22 protein-coding genes are annotated in these 16,498 nt (G+C 45.4%); 13 read left to right on the top strand and 9 right to left on the bottom strand.

Annotation, left to right across the window (positions count from 1 at the left end; all coding sequences use genetic code 11):
- Positions 1-60: 60 nt before the first annotated feature.
- Positions 61-384, bottom strand: coding sequence for a hypothetical protein (locus K0A89_00165; GenBank protein MBW6516907.1), 324 nt, complete (start codon positions 382-384; stop codon positions 61-63).
- Between the two features lie 232 nt (positions 385-616).
- Here K0A89_00165 and K0A89_00160 point away from each other — a divergent pair, with 232 nt between their 5' ends.
- The 5 genes from K0A89_00160 (at position 617) to K0A89_00140 (ending at position 4,504) form a co-directional block, all read left to right on the top strand.
- A complete protein-coding gene (locus tag K0A89_00160) occupies positions 617-2,884 on the top strand; it encodes a type II/IV secretion system ATPase subunit (protein MBW6516906.1) in 2,268 nt (755 codons plus the stop codon).
- 312 nt (positions 2,885-3,196) lie between these two features.
- On the top strand, positions 3,197-3,448 hold the full coding sequence (locus K0A89_00155; protein MBW6516905.1) for a type II toxin-antitoxin system HicB family antitoxin: 252 nt from the start codon (positions 3,197-3,199) through the stop codon (positions 3,446-3,448).
- Between the two features lie 4 nt (positions 3,449-3,452).
- Positions 3,453-3,659, top strand: coding sequence for a type II toxin-antitoxin system HicA family toxin (locus K0A89_00150; GenBank protein ID MBW6516904.1), 207 nt, complete (start codon positions 3,453-3,455; stop codon positions 3,657-3,659).
- A 138-nt stretch (positions 3,660-3,797) separates the two neighbouring features.
- Positions 3,798-4,064 (top strand): hypothetical protein, encoded by a 267-nt coding sequence (locus K0A89_00145; GenBank protein ID MBW6516903.1) that lies wholly within the window; start codon positions 3,798-3,800, stop codon positions 4,062-4,064.
- 272 nt (positions 4,065-4,336) lie between these two features.
- Positions 4,337-4,504, top strand: a complete 168-nt coding sequence (locus K0A89_00140; GenBank protein ID MBW6516902.1) for a hypothetical protein — start codon at positions 4,337-4,339, stop codon at positions 4,502-4,504.
- Between the two features lie 489 nt (positions 4,505-4,993).
- Here K0A89_00140 and K0A89_00135 read toward each other — a convergent pair whose 3' ends face one another.
- Together K0A89_00135 and K0A89_00130 are read right to left on the bottom strand one after the other, a co-directional pair.
- Positions 4,994-5,374 (bottom strand): ArsR family transcriptional regulator, encoded by a 381-nt coding sequence (locus K0A89_00135; protein ID MBW6516901.1) that lies wholly within the window; start codon positions 5,372-5,374, stop codon positions 4,994-4,996.
- Positions 5,355-5,684 (bottom strand): hypothetical protein, encoded by a 330-nt coding sequence (locus tag K0A89_00130; protein ID MBW6516900.1) that lies wholly within the window; start codon positions 5,682-5,684, stop codon positions 5,355-5,357. Before K0A89_00130 ends, K0A89_00135 begins: the two co-directional genes overlap by 20 nt.
- 371 nt (positions 5,685-6,055) lie before the next feature.
- Here K0A89_00130 and K0A89_00125 point away from each other — a divergent pair, with 371 nt between their 5' ends.
- From K0A89_00125 to K0A89_00110, 4 genes are all read left to right on the top strand, one after another.
- The gene (locus K0A89_00125) at positions 6,056-6,280 is read left to right on the top strand and encodes a hypothetical protein (GenBank protein MBW6516899.1); all 225 of its coding nucleotides are present in this window, start codon (positions 6,056-6,058) and stop codon (positions 6,278-6,280) included.
- Between the two features lie 9 nt (positions 6,281-6,289).
- Entirely contained in the window at positions 6,290-6,700 is a 411-nt protein-coding gene (locus K0A89_00120) for a putative toxin-antitoxin system toxin component, PIN family (GenBank protein MBW6516898.1), read from the top strand.
- A 303-nt stretch (positions 6,701-7,003) separates the two neighbouring features.
- Positions 7,004-7,303: a hypothetical protein gene (locus K0A89_00115; protein MBW6516897.1), complete on the top strand. Its 300-nt coding sequence runs from the start codon at positions 7,004-7,006 to the stop codon at positions 7,301-7,303.
- Positions 7,304-7,603: 300 nt separating this feature from the next.
- Positions 7,604-8,503 (top strand): medium chain dehydrogenase/reductase family protein, encoded by a 900-nt coding sequence (locus K0A89_00110; protein MBW6516896.1) that lies wholly within the window; start codon positions 7,604-7,606, stop codon positions 8,501-8,503.
- Between the two features lie 234 nt (positions 8,504-8,737).
- Here the strand turns inward: K0A89_00110 and K0A89_00105 are convergent, their stop codons facing one another.
- The gene (locus K0A89_00105; protein MBW6516895.1) at positions 8,738-9,277 is read right to left on the bottom strand and encodes a YfcE family phosphodiesterase; all 540 of its coding nucleotides are present in this window, start codon (positions 9,275-9,277) and stop codon (positions 8,738-8,740) included.
- A 226-nt stretch (positions 9,278-9,503) separates the two neighbouring features.
- Between K0A89_00105 and K0A89_00100 the strand changes: the two genes are divergently transcribed.
- Positions 9,504-10,586 carry an MBL fold metallo-hydrolase gene (locus tag K0A89_00100; GenBank protein MBW6516894.1) on the top strand — a complete coding sequence of 361 codons (1,083 nt, stop codon included), beginning with the start codon at positions 9,504-9,506 and terminating at the stop codon, positions 10,584-10,586.
- Between the two features lie 25 nt (positions 10,587-10,611).
- Here the strand turns inward: K0A89_00100 and K0A89_00095 are convergent, their stop codons facing one another.
- From K0A89_00095 to K0A89_00085, 3 genes are read right to left on the bottom strand one after another with little or no spacing between them, the layout of a single operon-like run.
- A complete protein-coding gene (locus tag K0A89_00095) occupies positions 10,612-11,022 on the bottom strand; it encodes a GNAT family N-acetyltransferase (protein ID MBW6516893.1) in 411 nt (136 codons plus the stop codon).
- Between the two features lie 28 nt (positions 11,023-11,050).
- Positions 11,051-11,593: a peptide-methionine (S)-S-oxide reductase MsrA gene (gene msrA / locus K0A89_00090; GenBank protein MBW6516892.1), complete on the bottom strand. Its 543-nt coding sequence runs from the start codon at positions 11,591-11,593 to the stop codon at positions 11,051-11,053.
- A 28-nt stretch (positions 11,594-11,621) separates the two neighbouring features.
- Positions 11,622-12,407 (bottom strand): methyltransferase domain-containing protein, encoded by a 786-nt coding sequence (locus tag K0A89_00085; protein ID MBW6516891.1) that lies wholly within the window; start codon positions 12,405-12,407, stop codon positions 11,622-11,624.
- Between the two features lie 115 nt (positions 12,408-12,522).
- Between K0A89_00085 and K0A89_00080 the strand changes: the two genes are divergently transcribed.
- From K0A89_00080 to K0A89_00070, 3 genes are all read left to right on the top strand, one after another.
- Positions 12,523-12,855: a hypothetical protein gene (locus K0A89_00080; protein MBW6516890.1), complete on the top strand. Its 333-nt coding sequence runs from the start codon at positions 12,523-12,525 to the stop codon at positions 12,853-12,855.
- Position 12,856: 1 nt separating this feature from the next.
- Entirely contained in the window at positions 12,857-13,708 is an 852-nt protein-coding gene (locus tag K0A89_00075; GenBank protein ID MBW6516889.1) for a DUF2099 family protein, read from the top strand.
- A gap of 311 nt (positions 13,709-14,019) precedes the next feature.
- Entirely contained in the window at positions 14,020-15,072 is a 1,053-nt protein-coding gene (locus K0A89_00070; protein MBW6516888.1) for a hypothetical protein, read from the top strand.
- Here K0A89_00070 and K0A89_00065 read toward each other — a convergent pair.
- Both K0A89_00065 and K0A89_00060 read right to left on the bottom strand, forming a co-directional pair.
- Positions 15,069-15,881, bottom strand: a complete 813-nt coding sequence (locus K0A89_00065; protein ID MBW6516887.1) for a matrixin family metalloprotease — start codon at positions 15,879-15,881, stop codon at positions 15,069-15,071. The two genes, K0A89_00070 and K0A89_00065, sit on opposite strands and share 4 nt — an antisense overlap.
- Positions 15,878-16,327 (bottom strand): hypothetical protein, encoded by a 450-nt coding sequence (locus K0A89_00060; GenBank protein ID MBW6516886.1) that lies wholly within the window; start codon positions 16,325-16,327, stop codon positions 15,878-15,880. The genes K0A89_00065 and K0A89_00060 overlap by 4 nt, the downstream gene beginning before the upstream one ends.
- Between the last annotated feature and the right edge of the window lie 171 nt (positions 16,328-16,498).

Raw genomic sequence — 16,498 nt, 5'->3', positions numbered from 1 at the left:
ACTGCACATTACAAAAAGGTATGAGCAATAAACCACAGAGGGTATAGTGTCTGATCCAATTTAATTAAGGAAATTCCGGGCCAGATCATGAGCCTTACTGGTCGCTTCACCATTGCCGTTGCCTTCGTATATCTTGACTACTTTTTTGGCCTTGCGCTGGTCTTCAGGACAGCCTGAACAGGTGTATATGAAGTGAATAAATCCTGTCTCGTAATCTTCAAAGGTACGCATATGCGTATAGTCTGTCCCGCATGTGGAACATGCACCCACAACAGGGATCTTCTCTGTGCAATGGGAACAATCTTCGAAGTATATGTCTTCTACGGTATTTTTGTTATTCACTACTGTAATCAAAGTCCTGTTTTTAGGTTTTTCCGTCAACAAGATATTCTCTCCTTTTTAGTGATAACGATGTTTGGACATGCTGATCTGTATGCATGTTCCGAACATTTGGATGTCAAATAGTGCTGGTAGTAACTTGTGCCTCCTATTTAAATGTAACGATTATATACTATAGATTTCCCTGGAATATTCCACGATACTGAAATTCGTAACATTAATATAGTGCGTAAGATTTTACAATTGCCATATTTCCCTGGAGTTTTGGCAATTGAATATGATGAGACCAAATAAATTGAATCCTGACACCATATTCAGATTCTTCTCAAAGAAAAAAGCAGAAAACAGACTTTGCATGTACAAGATCCGTCTCACAGATAGCCAGAAATCCTTAATTATAGATTGCAAGGGATGCACTACCGGTAATTCAGGGCTGGATGACCAGGTCTGCCGAAAAAACATCTTCCAGATAATGATCAGGGAGCCCATGGTGGACAGGCTGGTACTGTCCCACCTGTACGACAGGGATTATGAAGGAGCGAGTCTTGGGCTACTCTATCTCCTGGCAGGATTCATTGACAACCTGGGGGTGTTTTCTGGTGTCGAAGTACCTGCTGCATGTGGAAATTGTCTTTCGGAGCGGCAGGAGTTCATTTCAGGTGTACTGGGGACGGGGTTGCATGACCCGATCGAGGCATATTCCAGACTAGCAGCGAAGGTGGACTCAGGTGCATCCTGCCAAAAGAGCGACCCTGAACAGGGACAGGTATGTACGGATGATTATATCCGGATGCTTACCAGTATGAGGGAATGTACCCGCGGCTTGGGAGAGCGTATGGATGCTACCCTGTCGCCGGAGGAATATTACACCAGGGTCATCAAACCCTATACCAGGCCAAAGTTCTCCACATCCCGCATCTATACCGAGCCTCCTGATAACGCTGTGTTCCTTGAGGGATATGATGTGCAAAGGAGCGGCGGACGGGCTATGGAGGTTTCCCTGTACAGCCTGTCTGACCGGCCCGAGAGCCTGTACTTCCTGATCCCTCCCGAATATAACCTGCGTCCGGAGGAACTGGGATTGCTCGAATCGGTACGCTCGCGCCTGATGCGGCACCGCCCCGATGACCTCAATTTTGCCGACCCCGTGAACAGCAGGGAGTATTTCAGGCGGCGCAGCCAGCAAATCCTGTCAGAGGAAGCTGCCCTCAAGGATATGAAACTCAGACCGGACCAGATAACGGTGTTCGCTGATATCCTGGCGAAATATACGACGGGCCTGGGTATCCTGGAAGATGTGTTATCCGATTCGCGGATCACTGACGTATACGTAAACGCGCCTGTGGATACCAATCCGGTCCATGTGGTCATCGAGGGGGAGGAGTGTTCCAGTAATATCTACCTGTCCCAGGATGATGTGGATACCATGATATCACGGTTCAGGGCATTGAGCGGCCGTCCCTTCGGAGAGGCGAATCCTATCCTTGATATGGACCTGGCCGAGTACAGAACAAGGGTTTCGTGTATCGGCAATCCCTTGAGCTCAGGCGGGCTGGCGTATGCGTTTCGCAAACATGCCCAAACACCCTGGACCCTGCCCAGGCTCATAAACGAGGGGTCCATGACGCCGCTGGCAGCCGGACTGCTGAGTTTCCTTGTGGACGGGCATTCATCCATCCTGATAGCGGGCGGCGTGGGTGCTGGCAAGACCTCGCTGCTGTCGGCCCTGTTGCTGGAGGTGCCGCAGAAGTATCGCATCCTTACCATTGAGGATACGCCCGAGCTGCCGCTGAGGGACCTGCAGCGTCTTGGCTGGAAGGTGCAGGGTATGAACACCCGCTCTGCCATTGCGGGCTCTGAATCTGAGATAGCGCCCGATACTGCACTGAGGGCGGCGCTGCGCCTGGGTAATTCCACGCTGGCCATCGGCGAGGTAAGGGGTCCCGAGACCAGGATGCTGTACGAGGCCATGCAGGTGGGCACTGCCGGGAATTCGGTGCTGGGTACGATCCACGGTTCGTCCACCCAGACCGTGTACGAGCGCATTGTAGGGGCGCTTGGCGTGCCCGAGCAGTCGTTCAGGGCCACGGATGCGGTGGTGGTATGCTCCAATATCAGGATAAGCGGGAGTATGCGGAAGAAGAAGCGGCTGGTGCAGGTTTCAGAGGTTACTTCGGGCAACTGGGATGGTACGAGCACGTTCTTCAATGACCTGATGATGTTCGATGCGGGTAATGACAGGATCGAGCCTACTGACCTGCTGGATATGGGGCAGTCTGAACTGATCGGCAGGATCGCGGACAGGTGGGGTGTGAGTATTGATGAGGTGCTCCTGAATATCAAGATGCGGGCACAGATAAAAGGGATGATCGCCGAAGCTGGCAGGACCAGGCCCGAACTGGTAGAGGCTGACAGGGTGGGGCAGGCGAATAATATGTTCTGGCTGCTGATGAATGAACTGCAGGATGGGGATGGGGGCGTTGATCTGGGTGAGGTGTACAGGCGGTGGTGTGGGTGGTATGAGGGGATTTTGCAGCAAGGGTGATTATTGGGGTAAGGGAAATATCCGATAATGGGAGAATGACTGGATTTGCGAGACAAAAATTACAGGGTTTGAAGGAACGAAAATAATTTCATGTTTACATACTCTCGATAAATAACTAATAACCAGGATGCAAAGGAACAAATCGTTTTATCTGAGTATTAAGTATAGGAAAAACTTGTACTATCAGTACGAAGATAGTTATTCATGCTCGGAAAGGCCAATAAATCCCATACTTTTTTTCCAATATTTAGGAAATCGGGTGCCAAAAAGATAATATAATAGACCACAATAAAACTAAAAGAGGTATTCGACATGTTGATTCAATATATTCAGGCAGCTCTTGAACATGCCAATTATGAAATAATAGATGATGAAGAACCATATTATGGTGAAGTGTCTGAACTTCAAGGTGTATGGGCAAGCGGAAATACTCTTGAAGAATGCAGAAAGAATCTAGAAGAAGTAATAGATGAATGGATAATAATAAGATTGAAAAAAGGATTAACCATACCTCCTATTGGAAATTTTAATTTTGAGACAATTGGAGAAATTGCAGTTGCCTAAACTTATTCCGGTAACATGGAATTTTCTAGTCAAACGTCTTCGAAAATTGGGTTTTGAGGGACCCTATTCTGGTGGTAAACATCCATTCATGGTAAAAAATGACCTGGTATTGACTATTCCCAATCCTCATAAATCTACTATTGGAGTGGAATTATTATCCCGAATTTTAAAACATGCAAAAATATCACGAGAAGAATGGTTGAAAGAATGATTCAACCTTTGGTGTTCCTATTAACCGCATAAATCAACTCCCCCTTTTCCTCCAACGCCGCTTCAGTTCCCCCACAGCCAACAGCACAGGAACATCCCGCCCCACCCCTCGCACATCATTACACGCCCGGGCCAGCAGATGCGGCTCAATGGACGCCTCCTCAAAAATATTAAGCTTGGTGACGAGGTGCTCCTGAAAATCAAGGTGATGGCACAGATAAAAGGGATGATCGCCGATGCTGGCAGGACCAGGGGCGAACTGGTGGAAGCTGACAGGGTGGGGCAGGCGAATAATATGTTCTGGTTGCCGATGAATGAACTGCAGGATGGGGATGGGGGCGTTGATCTGGGTGAGGTGTACGGTCGGTGGTGTGGGTGGTATGAGAGGATTTTGCAGCAAGGGTGATGATTCTGGTTAATACAAAATTGGACAATGTGTTCGTTGTATTTAACACAAATCTTGTTTTTATAAATATATTGGCAGAATTTTTTCACATTTAATTGCCGCTGATAAAACGTAAAACAAGAAAATCCTCGCTACGTTCGGATTACCTTGATTCCATAAAGATATATTTTATGTACTACAAAAAATCTATTCATAAAGCGCGTACTCAAGGCAATTATGAATTATAGCAATAAAAGATCACGAACAATACACGATTTGGGGAGGTAATGATAATGGCAGCAAATAACAATACCCAAACTACAAAATTCCAGGTAGAAGAAAGATTACAAGCTCTTGAAAATGCAGATTTTTATGATCTGTATCATACCTTGATGGACAAGAAACCCGAATTATACCAGTTGGTCCTGGAATGGTTCAAAGAAAATCAGGAAATCATATAGGATCGCGGCCAAAAATCTGGACGAAGTGAAAAATATCTACATAGATATCCTAAAGGATGAAACGACGTGGCATAAACGTTTTTCTGACCTGAAATCTGAATTTAGAAGCCGGCCCGCTTTTCTTGATGAAGTGAGGCATTTATAGCATAATCCGAAAGTTTTATATCATTTATAATAAAACAGAGAAGTAGTAGATAATCCAGAACCATATTTCCCGCCTTGAAGGGATGATATGGAGTTCATCCGGGAGAATTAAGTTAGTATCCTGGTTCTGTGAAGGATGGATGGGATGTTGTCGAGGTGTATATTACAGCACATAATTCGCATGAACATTATCGATAATAATCCCAAAATCACTATATACAGGCCCGGTACATTTGTACGGGGTATACTGTGACTTGCGAAAAGCTATTCTGTGCATCCTAAGATTTCGAAATAAAAATTTAGTTGATTAGATACTGGCATGATTTGGATATTTAATAAAATAAGTTATGCAGTCAAAGGCACAGTAATATGTAGTGCATCGTAATCAACAACGGGGACTTTCTTAACATGATCTTTCCCCTTCTTTATTTCAAGTAGGCCAATCCCTTCGAGGAACGTAAGGTCATTGTGCACATTTGACTCTTTCCGTTCCAATATCCTTGCAAGTTCGCTTATGGATTCTGGTTTCTTTTCCCTTATTATATAAAGTAAGCGGATCCTTTCACGGGTTAATATTTTTCCAATATCCTCTGTTGTGCGAGAGACAATTTTGTGAGGTTCAGATTCACTTATCTTGCCTTCCTTGACTCTTTCAAATAAGTTATTCAAATGATCCCCATATTCTTCATCATTCATGACTATAATTTCAACGTCTTTTAATTTCATTCATAATCCTCCGATTATCTTCTATTAATTTCATTAAATCATCAATCAGCTCTTTTGGATTGTTAAATTCGATTTCCTGCACTTCATTATTAATCAAATGTTTATGGTCTCTTTTATTATGCCCCTTTATTGTATGAGCGTTATCGAAACGGAATACAGTACTCCATCCCTCCTTTGTCATAACTCGATAATTGAAACTGTATCTTACTCCATGAGGGATTTCTGATGATATTGGAACTTGGGTCAATGATATATCGATGATCTCATCTTCAGCAAGTATTCGAGTTTCTTTAATGAATTTAATTGGCACAGGATAAATTAGGATTTAATCTTATTAATAATTATATGGTTCTATCATATAAATATTATAGTTGCTTTTCATACTATTTTCATGATTTTTGCTTGAAAAAAGGAAATATTTTTAAAATTTTGCCTATGCACCCATGAGATGCCCCGGATTTTGCGAAACAACCCGGGGTCGGTGACTGTCCGCGATAGAATCCTCATTCTCCCGAAAGGCGATAGAATCCAAAAAACTGTTAATATGCTCAAATTCAGGCGCCTTATTAATTTCAAGTACGCTGATTTTGTCAAAGAATTCAAATTAAAAACAGTTTTAAGAAAAATGAGTATTGAATAGATAAATAAACATAAATATGTGTTCGCACATATATTATATCCATGCCAACCATGACGTTATCTGTCCCAGAGGACCTCTACACAGTTATAAAACAACACAATGAAATAAAATGGAGCGTCATTGCCAGAAATGCTATGTGGGAGTATGCCCGAAAAATACAGTTAGTCGATAGCATACTGGAAAAAAGTGAATTAACAGAGAAAGATGCTGTTGATATTGGAAAACTCATAAAAAAGTCAATACGAGTAAAGCATGAGATCGAGTGAGTTGGGAAAATGAGACTGGTAATAGATACCAATATTATTATATCCTCCCTCATATCTAACTCCACCCGGCGATATATTTTAATAAATTCAAATATCGAATTTATAACACCTGAATACAGTCTTACTGAAATCTCAAATCATTCCGATATTATAAAAAAGAAGTCAAAACTCACATCTAAGGATATCCAGTATGTTATGGATACATTATTTTCACGAATCACAATCTATCCAAAAGACGAATATTCTGATTACTATGGACAAGCTAAGGATATCATGAAAGATATCGATCCAGATGATACACCCTTCCTGGCACTTGCGTTGAAAACTAAGGTTGACGGGATATGGAGCGAAGATAAAGGATTTCAGCTACAGAACATTGTAAAAATATACACGACAAAAGAACTTATAGAGTTTATTTAAGAAACATTTTTGCAGTAAACCTGCGCCTCGATGTGCATGCTAAAATCCAACAAACCATAAGAAAAGCAAACCATCGAGCATTGTCGTTGATGCCCTCCGAATTCTATTCGGGGTCATTGACTGCGGGATGAAGATTATATGCATCCTTTGAAAAGCTCAATTTAGAATACCACTTGTGGTTCTAAAATCGGGGCACGAAGAAATATAAAATATGGGGAAACAGAGTTTATTTATACTCCAATTTTTAGATGGTATAATAGACCAGAATTTCGGATATCAACAAGGAGAGGGAGGTATAATCCCATGCTGGGATTGATATTTGGCGTATTTATCGTAGTGCATGGCCGGGTTCATTTGTTTTACGTCGGACAGAGCCGGAGACTCTTTGAGCTTCAACCAGGGATGGTCTGGCCTGATGGCTCGCGGGCTTTCTCAAAACATCTCGGAGATGAAACAACAAGAATGCTGGCGAGCACTTCCTGCGTATTGACTGCCATCGGTTTCGTGGCTGGAGGTATCGGACTGCTCACAGGCCAGACCTGGGGGAGCCCGGTCGTCGTGGGTTCGGCTGTTTTATCTACCATTATCTTTATTTTTTTCTAGGATGGAAATTGGCAAAAGTGGGATGATAAAGGAGGGGTTGGCATTCTGATCAACTTCGCGATACTGGTTGCAGTGCTTTTACTGCAGTGGCCCTCACGTTTATAGTCACATGCACCCAGAATCCAGATTGACTGACCAGACAGAGGTGAAATAGGAGAGGATACAATAACTTCAGAAACGGTAACTTTAGACATTGTAAAAAGATGTGATGTATATAAAAGCGTTATCGCAACCGGCAGAGGCTCACCAGATGTCCTCAGGATCATCGAAAATGACCTGCGTGCACCATCAGCCAACGAAGTGCGTATCAAAATCCTGGCCACTCCTGTATGTCAGGACGACATCGCGGCCCGTGTTGGCAACCGGCCCTTCCTGCCTCGTATACCGTTTGTACCGGGTTACAGCATCCTTGGTGTGGTGGATGCCACCGGCAAAGGAGTCACGAATTTCAACGTGGGTGACCGCATAGCAGCCCTGACGAACCTCGGGGGCTATGCCGAATTCATTTTTTTGGATGCAGAAAAACCTGTTCTCGTTCCTGCAGACCTTGATCCCGCAGAAGCTGTACTGCTCATCCTGAACTATGTGGTCGCTTACCAGGTGCTCCATCGTTTGGCAAAAGTTAAGTCAGGCGATAAGGTACTTATTATAGGCGCGAGCGGTGGTGTTGGAACTGCTTTCCTGCAACTTGGCAAGCTAGCCTCTCTCAAAATGTATGGACTGGCCTCCCCAGACAAACACAATGTACTGGCTGAATACGGGGCGACACTGATCGATTACCATACACGGGATTTTGTAGAAGTAATCCGGCAATCGGAACCCAATGGCCTTGATTTCGTCTTCAATGGGATGGGTGAGGAATACATCGAGCGCGGATTAAATGTGTTGCAGCGTGGCGGCGCGTTCGTGCATTATGGTGGACCGCAGAGTTTGTCGCGCTTTTTTCTTCTTATCGCCAAGCTTATTGTGTTCTATTTGCTGCCGAATAGAAAGGCAATAAAGGGATATGGAACTCATAGAGTTGATAGTAACCTGCTCAAGGAAGATTGGCAGGAACTCTTCAAGCTGCTGGAAGAAGGTAAAATCAAACCCATCATTGCGAAGAAGTTTCCCATTCTGGGAGCCGCAAAAGCCAATGAACTGTTTGAAAGCGGAAAGGTAATCGGCAATATCGTCTTGCTGGCACCGGAACTGTTGTAAGGTCATACCTACTTTAACCGAAAAACAGGATATCCATAGCTCATAGTATTTCATTATACCAGTTCCTTGCTCTGTCTTACCATTGGAAGCAACAACAACACATAAGCGATCTTGAAAACTCATGCACTATCCTGATACCTTCGGACATCGGGTCCTGGGTCGATGACGTAAACCGCCAGTATCACAGATAATATTACCACTACGATTTATGGCAATGACCGGGGGAAAAATGCGTCAATGTTTCGAGTATTCAAAATAACTGCATACATCCCCGGTACATCTAATTACCCTGCCTTTGACCTGTTTTCCAAATATTTCAAGTTGTATAGCACTTGGTTCAGAAATTCCCGGGACGATCGCACTACCTGGTGAGAGCAGCAACACATCGGTCTGTTCAATGATCGGGTGGTGGAAATGTCCGAATACCAGGACATCCACATCCATCTCCTTTGCCAGATAACTTAGCCCGTCCACATGGTCTGAAGTCAATTGTCCTTTGTGGACAATCCCTATGTTGACACCTTCCACCTCTATTGTCACTCTCTCGGGAAGGAGTTCCATCAATTCCGGTACATCGGTATCTCCATGGACTGCCACAAGACTTCCCAGACCTGAGAGTTCATGATAACATTCCAGCGACTCAAAATCCCCTGCATGGATAATGATATCACTGTTTTTGATAATGATGACCAGTTCGTCCGGAAGGAGCTCGATCAGCGACTGCCCGGATTTAATATGGGTATCTGATAGAATAATGAGTTTCATAGATCGCATGTATTCGTTATTTTTACCAGCACATAATAATATCTCTCCACCAGGATGGCAGGTGGAAAAACAACATCCTGAAACCTTAAAATTCACAAAGATACCTACTTCAATGCAATAGCTTTATTAAAAATAGAATAAAATAGAATGTGGGAATACGAAAACCGGAAATACCCAGGTTTGAAGAAATCTAATTATATGTCAGGACGTTCCTGACCATAAAGGGGAGGAGAATATGATTTTTCGTCAGTTGAACCCGCATTCATGCAAAACATATCTTATAGGCCCGAAAGACTCGGACAACGTGGTCCTTATCGACCCCGTACTGGAACATCTGGAAGAATACCTCGAGCTGCTCAGGAAAGAGAAATTCAGGCTCACCTATGTTATTGATACACATACCCACGCCGACCATATTTCGGGTTGTTCTGCCCTGAAAGACCTCACCGACTGTGAATATGTGATGCATCCCCGTGCACCGGCCCATTGCGTCGGTCTGCGTGTCACCGATAGCTTTGAATGGCATATTGATGGTCTTCCTGTTAAAGTAATGCATACCCCTGGCCATACGGTAGATTCCCTATGCCTGATACTACCGGACCGTATCATGACAGGTGACACCCTTTTCCTGGATGATGGCGGGGCGGGACGCGATGACCTTCCCGGCGGGGACCCCGGGGCGCACTGGGAAAGCCTGAAGCGTATTATGGAACTTCCTGACCATCTCATCGTCTATCCTGCACATGATTACAGAGATCGCCCGCCTTCGAGTCTGGGAAACCAGAAGATCACGAATCCTCATCTCCAACCCAGGTCGAAGCAGGAATTCGTAAAATATCTTGAAGACCTGAAACTCGGTTCGGCTGAATGGATGAAAGATGTCCTGAGTGCGAATTATGCATGTGCTCGCGACCCAAAAGCTGCCTGGGTCCCCGTAGATGTACCTGCCTGTGAAGTAAAAGGTACCCTTGAGCATGGGGTCAATGACATCCAGGTTGCCGGGCTCCCGGCCGCAGAGCTCAAATGGAGATTGGACGCAGGGAATGCTCCCCTCCTCCTTGATGTAAGGGAAGAGAAAGAACTTTCTGCCGAACTGGGCCATTTACCAGGAATAACACATATTCCTATTGGAAGCCTTGCAAAACGTCTTTCTGAACTGGAAGAGGATAAAGATAAAGAGATCGTGACCGTGTGCCGTTCAGGTGGACGTTCCCATACTGCAGCCCAGATACTGATGCAGGCAGGGTTCAAACACATATATAATCTGGATGGCGGAATGGCAGGCTGGAATAAGCTTGGATATTCTACTGAAAAGTAAATGCCGGTTCGACTCTCCCCTTCGGCTATTCCCCTATCTTTAACATCCCCGGACTATCGTCAGGTCGTTTTTTGAATTCAAATTGTTCATAGAATTCTGAAACTCCCTTTGCTGCCATCAGACCGATAAAGGCATTGTGACGGGCGTTTGTTTTCAAATAGTCCATGATAGCATTCATGATCCGCTTTCCTATCCCTTTTCCCTGGAACTCAGGCAGAACGATAACATCCTGGATAGAGAAGTAAATACCTCCATCACCTACTACTCTTCCATGCCCAATGACTTTGTCCCTGTACGTAACACAAACAGAAAAAAGAGAGTTGTGCAAGCCAATCTCCGTTGATCTGGAGTCCTGGCAGATCCACCCTGCTGATTCGCGTAACCTTTGATATTCCTCGACAGTTGCCAGACGTTCAACAAGAATATATTCATCCATATCTTCCACCTTATTATAGTAGGGAACCTCATGTCTTAAGTCTGGATAGAGAGTACTTCCTGAACTTAGCCACCTTTGGCGCAATCACCAAACTGCAATACTGGTTCCCAGGGTTACGCATAAAGTATTTTTGATGTTCCTCCTCTGCCGGGTAGAATGCTTCAAAGGGGGTGATCTCGGTTACTATGGGTCTGTCCCAGATTTTTTTTGCCTCGAATTCAGCTATTGCCTCTCTGGCAACCTCATGTTGTTCCGACGTGTGATAGAATATCACCGAACGATACTGTGTACCTGCATCAGGACCCTGGCGATTGAATGTTGTGGGGTCATGGACGGTGAAGAAGACCTCGAGGAGTTCCTTGAAGGAGATGGTCCGGGGGTCAAATGTTATCTGGATGACCTCTGCGTGGCCGGTGTTCCCGGTGCATACTTCGCGATAGGAAGGAGCGGGCACACTGCCTCCGGAGTAACCTGATATAACCTTCTCGACCCCTCGCAGGTTATCGAAGATGGCCTCCAGGCACCAGAAACATCCTCCACCCAGTGTTGCGGTTTGGTTTACCTGATTCATACGTGAAGCCTCAATTATCCTTGACAGTTCAAACTGATTGGTATTTCATCCCCACCACTATCCCCGTAGCATAGGTAAACACCACCCGTCCCTCCTCAATCCTCACATTCAACCCTGACAGGTCCCCCTGCATCGAATCCCTCATCATTTCCCGTATCCTCTCCACATTTCCGGCTGGTGGGTCAGCCATCCCGAGCCAGTGGTCAAGGTCAAAAACCGAACCCTCTCCGGCCCTGCCCACAACCTCCAGCCCCGCATCCTGCATCATCTGCTCAAGTTCAGATGCACGGTAATGCCTGATATGTGAAGGGTCCCTCAGGTTCTCCATGGTATTCTGGTACTCACTTTTCATGGCATCCTCAGACGAGACCATATCCTCAATAACCAGCCTGCCACCCGTTCGCAATACCCTGGTCATTTCTAACAATGATTCCCGTGGCTCCGGGAAATGATGGAATGAGAACCTGGCCGACACAACATCGAACCGGGGCCCACAAAAAGGCAGGTGCTCTACATCCCCCACCATATTATCGATATTCTCCAACCCTCTCTCCCTGGTGGCCTGCACAGCCAGCTCCAGCATCCTGGGTGTGATATCAATACCTATGACCTTATTCACGTGGGGCGACAGGGCCATTGCCAGGTAACCCGTGCCTGTAGCCACGTCCAGCACAGTCTCAGTTCCCTTAAGGTCCAGCAGTTCCACCACTGTGTCAAGGTCAGCCTGGTCCATCAGGGTACCGCAGGCTGCATAGGCATTCGACCGCCTGCCGAACTGTTCCACAGCAACCTTCTTTGAGTATGTATCGGTCATATCAGGGATTCCTTTGTGGTATGTTACTACTGCATTAGTGGTGAATAAGAGGTAAGTATTTTACCCACCCCCAACCAAATCAATTATATCAGCTCTGCTCCAAAAGAGTACTACTATGGCACGAATCCTGTCCTCCAGGGACCTGGAGCTCCTGGTAAAGATGGTACCGGAACTGGATACGGATATTTCCAAACCCGGGTATCGCTCATTATTATCCCCCATCAGCAAGCACTTCAGCAGCTCTGCCAGCGAGTTTTGTCAAAGACTTGACAGATTGTCAGGTCCTGAACTTTCATACCTCACAGACCTTATCTTCCTGGGAGAAGAGTGCCTGACCTGTCTTGCAGATGAATATCTGGAAATACTGCTGGATAAGATACGCAGGGACATCTCACCTCAAAAAGCCGACGACCTGGTGGAATTCTTAGGTTACATCAAGGAGGAATAACATGCCGCACATCATGGAGATACTGGGTAAGACAAGAGTAGTGGTCAAGGACGGCAAAGTAGTGGAAGTGGGCGAGCCCCAGGTCAAGTGGTGTCCCCTCTGGAACAAAGTCTCGGGGATTGAAGATATTACAACCGAAACGGCCAGGCATAATATGGAGCAGCGCATCCGGGAATTCGGCATGTTCACCCCGCAGCGCAGGCTTGACCTGGGCGTGTTCGCCAGTTTTGGCATCTCAGAGATACTGATGACCGCGCTGCGCAGAGGTTGTATCGATTCCACGGTAACGGTATGTGACGGGGCAGGTACCGTGGTCACGTCCGCTCCCGACCTGGTGCAAGGTATGAGCGCCCAGATATCCGGGCTGGTCGAGACCGAACCAATTCCGGAAGTGATAGCTGCTATACACCGGATGGGGGGGCAGGTACTGGACCCCGAAACCGCCAGGATCGACCAGGTTGCCGGATTCCTGTTAGCTGCCGGGCAGGGCCACAGGAAGATTGCCGTTTCTGTGGTGGATGTGGTATCTGCATCCCGGTTGCGGGCCATGGAAGATGAGGTGGGGGCAGACGCGATATTGATGGCAGCCCACCTGACTGGAATAGGGCGGGAGGAGACCAAAAAACTGGTATCATTGGTGGATGTGGTCACGGGTTGCGCTTCAGGGAACGTGAGAGAACTGGTAAGACCGCTCATACAGGTAGGTACTGCCATTCCCCTGTTCGGGTTAACTGAAAAGGGTAAGTCTATTCTCATCGAGCGGGCAAAAGAGATAGAATCACCAATACTGGTAAATACTATGGCTCTGGCGGTCCTACCTGAAGACAAACAACCCAGACCATTAAAAGATTGATCATTTCCGTTTTGGTTTTTCGTGAGATGGCTTTTCCAGATGTTCAAATTCATATTTTGCACGCTGTATTTCATTAAGCCTTTCTAATTTTTCAGGTGCAATAAAGGTCATGGTTACTTTCATCTAGCTGAACCCCCTGGATACTAAATCTCCTTCTTAAGAGGAATGAGATACTAACCCTGGAATAAGATTCAGCAGGTATGAGCATAAACATTTTGATACCATATCTGGTAAATCACTTATTATCGTTACATTAACCAGATTTCAACGTAAAAAGTAAACAATTAATAGATATATATGTATTATTTATTATGAGCTGGTTTAGTATAGACGCAGTGGACGGTGCACTGCAAAGGACCAAAATCACCCTGTTCGAACCTTTAAGTTTCTGGAAATGGATAAAACTTGGAATTATCATCCTCCTGCTGGGTGGCAGTGGAGGAGGCGGCCCAAACTTTAGCAATCCGTCTCGGCAATACGGTGGTGAAGAACCGGGCTGGTTACAGGAACTCCAGGGCTTTGACGAAACGGCCAGCCAGTTCCTGCAAGAGTATTTATTGTTCATCCTGCTGGGTGTATTCTTTTTCGTGGGATTGATCCTGCTTTTTTCATACATCTCCAATGTCATGGAATTCGTATTTGTGAATTCACTTGTGACAGGCACGGTAGCATTCTGGGAATATTCCCGAAAATACCTGCGCCAGGGTTTTCATTTGTTCATCATCAGGTTCGTGCTTGGACTCATATTTTTACTGCTCGTCATAGCTGCTATGCTGCCGGTACTATTACCGGTACTGAACTCGCTCGATACTATTGAAAATTTAGATGTTGGAATGTTTTTCGGGGGCATTCTCATGTTCCTGGGTGTCCTGTTCATACTTTTCATTATAAGCGGGATAATCCAGTCATTCATTAACCTGTCAATACCCCTGGCAATGTACCAGAACATGGGTATCATTGCGGCGTTCAGGGCCGTGTTTGGCAGGTTCAAGTCCGACTGGGGACAGATACTAGTCTACTGGTTTGTGAGGTTCTTCATCAGATTAGTAGCTGGCATCATTTTGTTCATCATTGCATTGATACTGTTATTAGTTCTATTAGGGATATTTGCCGTGCTTGGCCTTGGCTTGTACCTGCTTTTAACGTCGGGAGCAGGATTGGGTGCAGACGATGCCATGTTCTGGGTAGTGATGGTCCCGTTCGGAATAGTGGCATTTATAGTAATGATCATATTTGCCCTGCTGGTATCAGTACCCGTACCCGTGTTCATGAAATACCACATGCTAACCTTCCTGGAGTCATGGTATCCTGAATCCGGGATTCCTTTCAATAACATGGACATCCCTGACCATTTGCAGGTTTAAAAGAAAGGAAGGATATGGAGACTTTCATGCAGGCGGGTAAGTCTCAATGTATCCCCTGAAGAGTAATTTGTAGGGAACTGGTTAATGCCAGATTCATGGTTTAGCGGTACACTATTATAAACATTGAACTCTGAGTTCATTACATCACCTGACACGTTGGAATGGTCAAGTCCCCATATATGCCCCAGTTCATGCAGCAGTATGGTGGTTTCCGTATCTTCCTGGGTAAGAGCATCCCTGAATATGATCATAGAATCAGCAGCATATGTCACACCTGCCGAGTACACCCTGGTGTTGGTCATGTACTGGTATGCCGGCATGTTACTGGAATATTCTGAATTATCGGGCTGCCACACGGTATCCAGATACATGATATAGAGGGTGATATTTCCTCCCAGCCATCCTGTCCGGTAATCACGGTGTGCCTGCTTCAGGTTATTGGTCAAATCAAAAAGGTCATTCCCTGAGATGAGGATAGGGACTTCATCGTATCCGATCTCCTGGTTCAGGTATATCACTACCTGCTTTTGGGAATACAGTTCCAATTTTTCCTGCAATGCAGCCATGGCTTTTGGGTCTGGTTCCATACCCGGCTGGTAGTCTACTTCCACCACAATGGTGCTGTAAGGTGAATATTTTGAAAGGTACAGGCTGTCAAACCCGCCTGGTACATGGCTTTCAACATGGTGGACATAGGCAGGTATGAAAATGAACGCGGTGGCAATAGCCAGGGCTGTTACCAGAACGAATGTATAAATAACAACTGTTTTTAACACCGATTCGGCCATCTTTACTCCAATATTATTCAATTGGTAATATTTAAATCCATCGTATTAAATTTTATCCCCCTCTCTCCCAGTTCACAGACTACCTCTTCAAAAAAAATACCGCTGCCCTGAATATGTGTATGCTCTGCTTCATGCACTCGCCCGCCTTCCATTCCTGTACTTGTGGTCTGGGCTCCGCACGATGGACTGCCAGGCACTCCTACCAGGGTAAAAGAATGCCCCAATCGATAGAGCATCTCGATGGTATCAGCCACAGGCTTGATTATCTGACGGCAGAACCGCCGGTAGTGAGGGATATCAAGTTGTTCTTTCGTTATTTCCCAGCGTTTGGGTCCCATAAAGATAAACTCCGGACAGGGAAGCTGGATGATATTATCTGTAGGGTGGGGGTACTTTAGTGGTTTTAAGCCTTTCAACCGGACAGACGGGTTTAACAGGCAATGTGCCAATACATGAATCTCCTGCATGGTTTACGTGTTTGTCATCAAGTTAGTTAACATTTTTTACTGGAGAGAACGAGTAATTTGAGTATTTATTTCAACCGGCCTAAAGAATTATTTATTGTCTGTTTGCCCGCAAAATTCATATAGAAGTACAAACATGTAAAACCGAATCGATTTAATAATAATCATTAGCAA

Source organism: ANME-2 cluster archaeon (genome assembly GCA_019429385.1).
Lineage (GTDB): Archaea > Halobacteriota > Methanosarcinia > Methanosarcinales > Methanocomedenaceae > Methanocomedens_B.
This window is presented reverse-complemented; position numbering and strand designations above follow the sequence as displayed.

Bases quoted from the DNA above. Each gene is read 5' to 3' on its own strand.
- K0A89_00160 (MBW6516906.1), top strand. From the start codon at position 617: ATGATGAGACCAAATAAATTGAATCCTGACACCATATTCAGATTCTTC.
- K0A89_00155 (MBW6516905.1), top strand. From the start codon at position 3,197: ATGTTGATTCAATATATTCAGGCAGCTCTTGAACATGCCAATTATGAA.
- K0A89_00145 (MBW6516903.1), top strand. From the start codon at position 3,798: ATGCGGCTCAATGGACGCCTCCTCAAAAATATTAAGCTTGGTGACGAG.
- K0A89_00140 (MBW6516902.1), top strand. From the start codon at position 4,337: ATGGCAGCAAATAACAATACCCAAACTACAAAATTCCAGGTAGAAGAA.
- K0A89_00135 (MBW6516901.1), bottom strand. From the start codon at position 5,374: ATGAAATTAAAAGACGTTGAAATTATAGTCATGAATGATGAAGAATAT.
- K0A89_00125 (MBW6516899.1), top strand. From the start codon at position 6,056: ATGCCAACCATGACGTTATCTGTCCCAGAGGACCTCTACACAGTTATA.
- K0A89_00120 (MBW6516898.1), top strand. From the start codon at position 6,290: ATGAGACTGGTAATAGATACCAATATTATTATATCCTCCCTCATATCT.
- K0A89_00115 (MBW6516897.1), top strand. From the start codon at position 7,004: ATGCTGGGATTGATATTTGGCGTATTTATCGTAGTGCATGGCCGGGTT.
- K0A89_00105 (MBW6516895.1), bottom strand. From the start codon at position 9,277: ATGCGATCTATGAAACTCATTATTCTATCAGATACCCATATTAAATCC.
- K0A89_00100 (MBW6516894.1), top strand. From the start codon at position 9,504: ATGATTTTTCGTCAGTTGAACCCGCATTCATGCAAAACATATCTTATA.
- K0A89_00095 (MBW6516893.1), bottom strand. From the start codon at position 11,022: ATGGATGAATATATTCTTGTTGAACGTCTGGCAACTGTCGAGGAATAT.
- msrA (MBW6516892.1), bottom strand. From the start codon at position 11,593: ATGAATCAGGTAAACCAAACCGCAACACTGGGTGGAGGATGTTTCTGG.
- K0A89_00085 (MBW6516891.1), bottom strand. From the start codon at position 12,407: ATGACCGATACATACTCAAAGAAGGTTGCTGTGGAACAGTTCGGCAGG.
- K0A89_00080 (MBW6516890.1), top strand. From the start codon at position 12,523: ATGGCACGAATCCTGTCCTCCAGGGACCTGGAGCTCCTGGTAAAGATG.
- K0A89_00075 (MBW6516889.1), top strand. From the start codon at position 12,857: ATGCCGCACATCATGGAGATACTGGGTAAGACAAGAGTAGTGGTCAAG.
- K0A89_00070 (MBW6516888.1), top strand. From the start codon at position 14,020: ATGAGCTGGTTTAGTATAGACGCAGTGGACGGTGCACTGCAAAGGACC.
- K0A89_00060 (MBW6516886.1), bottom strand. From the start codon at position 16,327: ATGCAGGAGATTCATGTATTGGCACATTGCCTGTTAAACCCGTCTGTC.